This window comes from Legionella sp. (assembly GCF_047605385.1).
Taxonomy (GTDB): domain Bacteria; phylum Pseudomonadota; class Gammaproteobacteria; order Legionellales; family Legionellaceae; genus Legionella.
Genome location: NZ_JASGFU010000090.1, coordinates 1 through 8,304 on the forward strand (window position 1 = coordinate 1; position 8,304 = coordinate 8,304).

Genomic DNA, 8,304 nt, shown 5'->3' on the forward strand with positions numbered 1-8,304 from the left:
TCCATCTTGAACTATTCCTTCTAAGCTGTATTCTTTACCATCAATATACTCTTCTAAGAGTAATAAATTAGACAGTTTATGACCCCATAGGACATCATTGCCATTTAATATCCGGTGGGCAGCTTCAAGTAATTCCTTTTTATTTTCAACTTTCTTAACATGCACGCTTCCTGCAGCATCAATAGGCTTACAGATGGCCGGAAACCCAATATAATCTATGGCTTCATGAATATCATCCAGAGAAGTTACTAAGTAATACCGTGGACTACTCAAACCCGCTTTATTTAAACCAGTACGCATAAGGTCTTTTCTTCTAAGATTCAATACGTGCTTACAATCAATCCCAGGTACGTTCAATAAGCTACTGACCTTTGAAGCAATAGGAACAAAATATTCAAAACCAGGAATGACAGCATCTAGTGACATATGCTGCTGTAATGTGTCGGAAAGCTCCAATACACTATTATTATTTGCAGTATCTATATTGATACTCAGTGCAACCTGATTTAAAAGCTCATCAGGCACCACTCTAAAATCACTGTTCGCTGTTAAAACAATAATATTATACTTTTTTTCAAGCCCTCTCTTTAACAATGAAAGAACAGCCCCGTAAGGCTCGATAAAAAGAATTGTTTTTTTTGTCAGGTCAAAATTTTTATATCTTTGTACGATTAATTTAATGAATTCTGGTTGTGTTGTGTAGTTAATTAAACGGGTACTCATGTGAACTATCCTTATATTATTTTTTTCGCAATACATAAACCGGTTCGAACTGACAATACTCATGCTCATGTGGATAAAAGACTTCCTCTATGTGGAAATAGTGATCGATCAAACGCTCAAATTTATCCTGTGGAGGGCAATAAAACTTGCTATTACATCGTCCAAACGTACCTACAAAATCAAAACCAGGTTTGAATTGATCCAGTTGATTGATTCCTAACTGTTCAATAGTATTTTGCCACCCCATAGCATAGGAATTAGTGTCATAGCAGATAAAATTTAATCTACTGGCTAAGTCATATTGAGTTCTAATCATTCCATCTTCATACTCACGTCTAATATCATTTAGTGTATTCGTTATGAAGCATTCCTCTGGTTTCACTAACAAATGACAAATGAATAAACCATCACGTTTAAGAACACGATGAGCGTTGGATAAAAACAAGTCAAATTGAGGCCACTCCACCATATTAATCGCATCATCACCAATAAGGAGGTCACATGAATTATCAGCAACTCCCTCTAAATGAAGCCAATTGGTTACAGTGAGCTTCTCATTCGCAGCAATAGGTACCGCAGCCTTTGTCAGATAACCCATGGCACGAACAATTAACTCGGATTGATCTGCTAGGATGACCTTTAAATTTGATTCCTGAAATAGTGATCTGATTTCTGGTGTTCCTCCATAAATGAAAAAGGACTCCTCCTTAGAGTTCGATTGAATTAACTCTTTATAATAAGCACAGGTACTGGGTAAAGGCCGCACGGTGTAGCCTTCATATTTTTTCCACTCTTCTGCAATCACGTTTTCATTTGAAACAAGCATGTAACTCATCATCCACCTCACGCCGCTTTTTTCATGATTAAGCTATTTAATAACTGGTCATAATATTTTTTAGTCGAATCCAGTCGCATATAAAAACCCAACCAAAAATCCTGTGTTTTATAAGGCTTACGCGCTAGCTCTGGTATGACAACCTGGTTAAGCCAGCCACTGGCATGTTCAACATCTACTAATTCATGTTCCGTGTAATAAGAGTGATCGATATTATGAGAACTAAATATTCTCTTAATGCCTTTGATTAATTTGTTATAATGAGGAGGATCAAGCATCTCTGTTGCCGCAAGCATCCCAAAGTACTTGGTTTTATTAAAAGGATAAATAGAAAAGTAATTGAATAAATTAATTCCAGCCACACCTTCCCAAGACATACTCTCTAAAATTTGTTTTCGATCATAGGTGATACCCAAATCATTTAAAAAATTTCGAAACAAAACTGTATGAAATTTTTCAACGCTTCCTTGGCCTGCCTCATCCCAAAGATTTGACATAATTTCTACCTTTGCCTGATCAGAAACTCCTATCACTGCCAATGCGAGATAATCGAAAAACTCCAAATTCATAATGGATTCGCTAGTGGCAAATTTTTTGAGCTCTTCAAAGCTGGCATCATGCATTAAATAATCAAAGATGGGATGATTAAATACTTCATGTTTTTGCAACAGGTCTCGAACAAGAGATTCATCTTTTACAACAACACTGCAATCATAATGTGCTAAAAAATGACTCTTTTCACTTGCCATCCATGAAGACTCATATTTTTTAAATTCATGAAATAACTTATTGTCTATCGGTTTTTCCCCAAATAATATTTGGTGATAGGCTTTATTCATAAACATGTGTATTTTTTTTAATTCATTCCTATTGTAATTTTGAAACTCTTGTTCTTTTGAGGTTGCTATATAATATTCATTTTTTAAACTGTTCATAATTACTCCTTTATTCAGCTAACAGTATTTAAATTTATTGTTTTGGATGGTTAATTCATGACGTTGTCGCAGCATTCGCACGGATTTTTTAATCTAAAATGTGATTTGATCTTGGTGTATTTGTTATACCCTAGCCGCGCAATAAGATTGAGTTTGTTTATATCAATACGCTTATCTTGAGTTAAAATATTCGGATCAAGATGAATTCCTACCACTTCGCCAAGTACCATTCGATTAATTAAATGAGCATTATTTGGCGTTGGTAATTGTATTGATTGATGATAAATACACTCTAAGCTAATGGGCGATTCCTTAACTCGATGTGTTTGAATCAACTCTCCTGGCAAATGAGCCACTTCAGCCATATCAAATTCATTAATTCCTCGTGAAAAACCAATCGAAGTGATATTCATTGCTTCTCTACTGTTATAACTTACTAAATTCACAGTAAACTCTTTCGTTGCTTCCACATTTTTTAAGGTATCTTTAGCCCCACCACTCTGATGAGCTCCCGTTGTAGCAAACATAATCATTGGAGGATCTTCAGAGATAATATTAAAATAACTAAATGGTGATAAATTATGGTTGCCGTCAATATCTTTCGAGCTAATCCAAGCGATGGGTCTTGGAATAACACAGGCTTTAAATAGTCCTTTAGGTAATTTTTTTGATGTGTTTAAAAACATAATGATCCGTCCTCAAATTTCAGTTTTAGATAGTTATTAGTACTGATTGCTATACTTCAATTGGGATAGTGGGACTTTAATAGAAATAACGCTAAGAAACATCGGTGATTTTTACTGATGCTTTTATGAAAAACTACTAACTCATTTCATTACCAACGCATGAGAAATTGAATGTTGAAATTCAATTCTGCAAAAGTTTAATCGATGGTCATCAAAAGGCAAATTGATGGCTCTGCTTCAGTGGTGAATTAGGTATGTGGTTGCCTATGTGAAATAACAGCTCCCTCTAATATCTAAAGACCGCATATATATATCTGCTTCATGCAACTCTAATTCATTGAATACTCTAATTCCATTGTCATTTAATAATTGTGCTGTAACACCAGAGCCTGAGATAATTTTCCCAGTAAAACTACCATCATATACGGTAGTGTTCCCGCAAGATGGGCTATCCTTTTTAAGGACAGCTATTTTTATATTAAATTTTTTTGCAAGTGATAGTGCATTAAATGCACCTTTAATAAAGGAATCAGTCCTATCAATACCCGTGTGAGTAAATACTTTTGCTTTGCCTTTCAATACATCGTTTGCAGTTCCATGGATTATTTCACTAGAAGGCCTTGGAATAGGAAGCCCGGCTGATACCTCTGGACAAATAGATACAATCCTGCCTTCTTTGGCCCATCTATCAATTATTTGGCTATGGCACGGAGCATCACCTCCATGATATCGAACTTTTAGCCCAACTAAGCATCCACTAATCAAGACTTTCTCAATTTCCATACCAACTCCTGATTAAATTGAATGTTCAAATAAATTCTGAGTTAAAAATTTAATATGTTCGTGAGCCATCATTTCCTTTCTTTCTAAATAATTTAAAATTGTTTGATCATCTGCTCTTGAAAAGGTATCAGAAAATAATGTCGATCCTTCTAAAGGTTTATTACTTAATCCTATCTGTAATAATTTGTACTTTACGTACTCTATGGTGGAGGCATCGTGATATATTGGGCATTCTAAATGAATATGATACTTTTTTAAAAAATTTGAAATAAATTCAATTGAAGATTCGCGCTGTTCTGGGAACTCTGCCTGATATTTTGTAAAACCACAATTGACTACACTAAGGTGGGATCTAAGACAAAAATCGATAACATGTGCCATAATAGCTAACATCTCACCGACAACAACTAAATTTTTTTTATCTGTTAAAATGTCTTGTTCAATATTTTCAAGAGCAATACTTCTAAAAGTCCCAGAAATATCTAAAGTTTTGTATCCAACAACCAAATTTTTTCCAAATTTCCTGATTAATTCCTTTATTCTATATTGAGTTACATCTCTGTGAACTGAAGCCCCACTATTAGCGGATAATAAATATACAGGGATATTTCTCATCATCAATAATGATGCCGTTAAGGTGCTATCCCGCCCCCCAGAAAAAAGAACAACCTGGGTAGTTTTTGGCAACTCTTCTTTATTAGCCAAAGATTGATTTATATTTTGATCTTCCATTTATTTACACTTTTAAATCTATAATTCACTTGTGAATAGTGAATCGAAAATCCACCTTTTTTGATGGATATATTCAATTAACAAGTCGGTTGTATAGCAATTGGATTTTAATTTAATATGGTTCACATGAGTTTCTATTGTTCTTGGTGACAAACACATTTTATTTGCTATACCTTTAATGCTTAAACCTTTGCTTAAATAATAACAACATTCTATTTCTTTATTAGTTAGAAATAATTCGTTAGTAATTTTGATTTTTTTTAAATCAAAAATTTTTTTCTGCTCGATGCATTTGTTCTTTGTTTCACTTGCCAGCATACATGGAAACTGTATATCCGTTATAATACGATTCTTTCTTTCCTCTGCCTCATGTAATAAATTCATATTACTCATGAAATAAATAATGAATTTATTGAGAAAATTAAAATTATTTATGTAAAAATTTTGTATATTTGAGCTATTAACAGATGATGAAAACGAAAACACTTCTATTTGGTTATTCTTGGGTATGTAAATATTACAGCCATTCCATATCCCATTTGCATGCAAAGCACCTAAAAGTTTGTTGTCAATTTCATTTGGCCATAAATACATATAAGGCCTCTCAACAACTCCGTCTTCTAATTGTTTTTCGAATAAAATTCGATACTTAATATTTTCAGAAAATCTATAATCAATCCATCTTGTGTCTGTGGTCAGATTAATAACAGAACCATCGGAACAAAACTTCAAATAACTAAAATTTGTAATCTCTGTGTTTATTAGTAAGGGCTCTGCTATTTTTTTCATAACTGGAACTATGGATCTTGAAAAGTCTAATGCATTCACATTATCTTTAAAATAGTTAGTACTCATAGCTTGCCTTGCAATAAATCTTGAAGCTGAGATATAGAAGTAATCTGATGACTTGTTATAAAATTTTGTGGGGCAGGTTTTCTCTCTGGATTTAGCCAACACGTATTGAGTTTGGCATTAATCCCGCCCAACATGTCAGTCTCGAAAGTATCCCCGACCATGAGTACTTTTTCACGAGCAGGATTACCCGCCAAAGAAAGTGCATACTCAAAAATTCTTGGATCTGGCTTGGCAATACCAACTTGTTCAGAGATAACATGTATTTCAAAAAAATCTTTAAGCCCTGTGCGTTCAAGACGAGTTTGCTGTAATTCGGCAAATCCATTTGTGATAATGCCAAGCTTTGCTTTATTTTTAAGAAAATTAAGCAGGCTAAGTACGCCTTGTAATGGTTTACTTATATCTGCCATCGTTTGCATGAAAATACTATTCAGTTGGGCAGTCGATATTTGTAATTTTTCAGCCCAGGAGTAAAAGCGCCGTTCTTGTAAATATTGTGCATTGACTGTGCCATTTTGGTAACTCTGCCAAAGTGGTTTACTTATTGCTTGAAACGCCTGATAGTCCTGCTCATAAAACTCCATCTTAAAATGTTTTTTAAACATGCAATTAAGCCCTAAGAAATCATCAAAATGGAATAAAGTATTATCAGCGTCGAATAGAATCCATTCATAAATTTTCACAGCTTTTCTCATCGTTAAAAAATTCTAACTAAACCAAGGTGTTCAGTAATATTTCCGTCTAGCTTGTATTTTGTCATAAAAGCACGTACAAAGACAGTAAATAATCACATACGAAAACTGCAAATATGTCCAAACTCAATATTAGTGGACTAAGAGAAGACACTATTGGATGTCAACAAGTTGTACACTTTAATAATGCTGGAGCAGCTTTACCACCAAAACCCGTTACTTTCGCTATAAAGCATCATATAGATTTGGAAGCTTCGATTGGAGGATATGAAGCTGCTGCGGCTGTAAAAGATGAGAGTGAACTTTTTTATGATCTTGCAGCACGCCTTATCAATTGTTCCCGAGATGAAATTGCCTATGCACATAATGCAACTCATGCTTGGAATATGGCTTTTTGCAGCCTTGATTTTAAAGCCAACGATAAAATCTTAACTTGCCAGTCAGAATATGCCAGTAACTATCTAGCTTTCTTACATATAGCTAAACACAAAGGTGTTGTTATTGACATCATACCTAATGATGATCATGGACAACTTGATATTGAAATGTTGAGAAAAAAAATCGATGTGCAAGTAAAACTCATTGCAATTACCCATGTGCCTACTCAAGGAGGATTAATAAATCCAGTGAGTGAAGTAGGTTCAATAGCAAAACAATATGGCATTTTATTTTTATTAGATGCTACACAGTCGATTGGACAAATGCCTGTAGATGTTGAAGAAATAAAATGTGACTTTCTTTGCGCAACGGGAAGAAAATTCTTGCGAGGACCTAGAGGTACTGGATTTCTATACGTGAGTAAAAGTGTTATTCAAGAATGCAATCCTCCATTTATCGATCTTCATTCAGCAATACTAATTAAAACTAATTATTATGAATTGAAAAATAATGCCTCCCGTTTTGAGACTTGGGAGCAAAATATAGCAGCCAAATTGGGGCTAAAGACAGCTATTCAATATTCTCTTCATTTAGGCTTATCAGAAACATGGAAAAGAATTCAACATTTAGCAAAACTATTGCGCGAATGTTTGGCCGAGATTGATGGCATAAAAATCCAGGATTTAGGTTTAAATAAATGCGGAATTATTAGCTTCACCTGCAAAAATAAGTCTCCAAAAGAATTAAAAAATTATCTAGCTACAAAAAACATGAATGTTTCAGTATCATTACAGGAATATGCCCCATTAGATCTGGTACAAAGAAAAATTCCTAGTTTAGTTCGTGCATCCTTACATTATTATAATACTGAAGAAGAAATTATTTTATTTTGTGATGAATTGATTAAAATAAAAACGATTTAAACCTTCAATAAACCTGATCTATTCAATCAAAAATAATTTCAGATATTTGCCTGACATATTGTGAGCATTGATTAAAGATGTTTTTCTAAACTTATTCCGTTCATAAATTCCCTACTATTTTTATACTAATGCAAACTTCTGATCCGTCATGTGAATTTCTTCGGCTGTTTGAACTAAATGGCTGAGCAATAGGGAAGGATCACTATTTACTATTGGTATTGTTGATTGTTTGGCATTCATAAACCCTGCATTTTTACAATCATTCATAAACTCCAATAGCTTGTCAAAATAATTATCAATATTCAAAAATCCAATTTTTTTATCAAGCTCACCTATTTTTACAGCGCTCCAAGTTTCAATTGCTTCTTCTAACGTTCCTAAACCACCAGGCATGACTATAAAAGCATCAGCTAACTTTTGAAGCATTTTTTTGCGTTCCTGCATTGAATCAACCACATGCAACTCGTCCAGAATTTCCAATGGTTTTTCTTTATCTAAAAGATGTGTTGTCATAACTCCTATGGCTTTACCACCTAAAGATTTTACTGTCGTTGCCAATAGTCCCATCATTCCTAAAGAGGATCCTCCATAAATCAAGGTGAGTCCCATATCAACAATTTCTTGCGCAAGTATTATGGTGGCCTGTTCAAATGCCTTATTATTGCCTAAGTTTGCACCCAGATATACACAAACCGTTTTCATAACACGTCGCTGTCGCGAAATGATTTGCTCACAAAACAATCGATAAATCCTAATTTAACG

The 8,304-nt window shown here is 34.0% G+C and carries 10 protein-coding genes; 1 reads left to right on the forward strand and 9 read right to left on the reverse strand.

The window, feature by feature from the left end; translation table 11 throughout:
- The 8 genes from QM652_RS13145 to yjjG all read right to left on the reverse strand — a co-directional run.
- Positions 1-723, reverse strand: a 723-nt coding sequence (locus QM652_RS13145; RefSeq protein WP_415076542.1) for an ATP-grasp domain-containing protein, incomplete at its 3' end; no start/stop codon positions are given.
- Between the two features lie 16 nt (positions 724-739).
- Complete coding sequence (locus QM652_RS13150) at positions 740-1,549, reverse strand: class I SAM-dependent methyltransferase (protein WP_415076544.1); 810 nt, start codon at positions 1,547-1,549, stop codon at positions 740-742.
- 17 nt (positions 1,550-1,566) lie between these two features.
- Positions 1,567-2,493 (reverse strand): iron-containing redox enzyme family protein, encoded by a 927-nt coding sequence (locus QM652_RS13155; protein WP_415076546.1) that lies wholly within the window; start codon positions 2,491-2,493, stop codon positions 1,567-1,569.
- 50 nt (positions 2,494-2,543) lie between these two features.
- On the reverse strand, positions 2,544-3,179 hold the full coding sequence (locus QM652_RS13160) for a flavin reductase family protein (RefSeq protein WP_415076548.1): 636 nt from the start codon (positions 3,177-3,179) through the stop codon (positions 2,544-2,546).
- 264 nt (positions 3,180-3,443) lie between these two features.
- Positions 3,444-3,962, reverse strand: coding sequence for a DUF523 domain-containing protein (locus tag QM652_RS13165; RefSeq protein ID WP_415076550.1), 519 nt, complete (start codon positions 3,960-3,962; stop codon positions 3,444-3,446).
- Between the two features lie 12 nt (positions 3,963-3,974).
- The gene (locus QM652_RS13170) at positions 3,975-4,694 is read right to left on the reverse strand and encodes a hypothetical protein (protein ID WP_415076552.1); all 720 of its coding nucleotides are present in this window, start codon (positions 4,692-4,694) and stop codon (positions 3,975-3,977) included.
- Positions 4,695-4,712: 18 nt separating this feature from the next.
- A complete protein-coding gene (locus QM652_RS13175; RefSeq protein WP_415076554.1) occupies positions 4,713-5,549 on the reverse strand; it encodes a helix-turn-helix transcriptional regulator in 837 nt (278 codons plus the stop codon).
- A complete protein-coding gene (yjjG, locus tag QM652_RS13180; protein ID WP_415076556.1) occupies positions 5,546-6,232 on the reverse strand; it encodes a pyrimidine 5'-nucleotidase in 687 nt (228 codons plus the stop codon). Before yjjG ends, QM652_RS13175 begins: the two co-directional genes overlap by 4 nt.
- Before the next feature lie 125 nt (positions 6,233-6,357).
- Between yjjG and QM652_RS13185 the strand changes: the two genes are divergently transcribed.
- Positions 6,358-7,542, forward strand: coding sequence for an aminotransferase class V-fold PLP-dependent enzyme (locus tag QM652_RS13185; protein ID WP_415076558.1), 1,185 nt, complete (start codon positions 6,358-6,360; stop codon positions 7,540-7,542).
- A 120-nt stretch (positions 7,543-7,662) separates the two neighbouring features.
- Here QM652_RS13185 and QM652_RS13190 read toward each other — a convergent pair whose 3' ends face one another.
- Entirely contained in the window at positions 7,663-8,244 is a 582-nt protein-coding gene (locus QM652_RS13190) for a TIGR00730 family Rossman fold protein (RefSeq protein ID WP_415076560.1), read from the reverse strand.
- Positions 8,245-8,304 lie beyond the last annotated feature (60 nt).

Coding starts and splice junctions, on each gene's coding strand:
- QM652_RS13150 (WP_415076544.1), bottom strand. CDS start 1,549: ATGCTTGTTTCAAATGAAAACGTGATTGCAGAAGAGTGGAAAAAATAT.
- QM652_RS13155 (WP_415076546.1), bottom strand. CDS start 2,493: ATGAACAGTTTAAAAAATGAATATTATATAGCAACCTCAAAAGAACAA.
- QM652_RS13160 (WP_415076548.1), bottom strand. CDS start 3,179: ATGTTTTTAAACACATCAAAAAAATTACCTAAAGGACTATTTAAAGCC.
- QM652_RS13165 (WP_415076550.1), bottom strand. CDS start 3,962: ATGGAAATTGAGAAAGTCTTGATTAGTGGATGCTTAGTTGGGCTAAAA.
- QM652_RS13170 (WP_415076552.1), bottom strand. CDS start 4,694: ATGGAAGATCAAAATATAAATCAATCTTTGGCTAATAAAGAAGAGTTG.
- QM652_RS13175 (WP_415076554.1), bottom strand. CDS start 5,549: ATGAGTACTAACTATTTTAAAGATAATGTGAATGCATTAGACTTTTCA.
- QM652_RS13185 (WP_415076558.1), top strand. CDS start 6,358: ATGTCCAAACTCAATATTAGTGGACTAAGAGAAGACACTATTGGATGT.
- QM652_RS13190 (WP_415076560.1), bottom strand. CDS start 8,244: ATGAAAACGGTTTGTGTATATCTGGGTGCAAACTTAGGCAATAATAAG.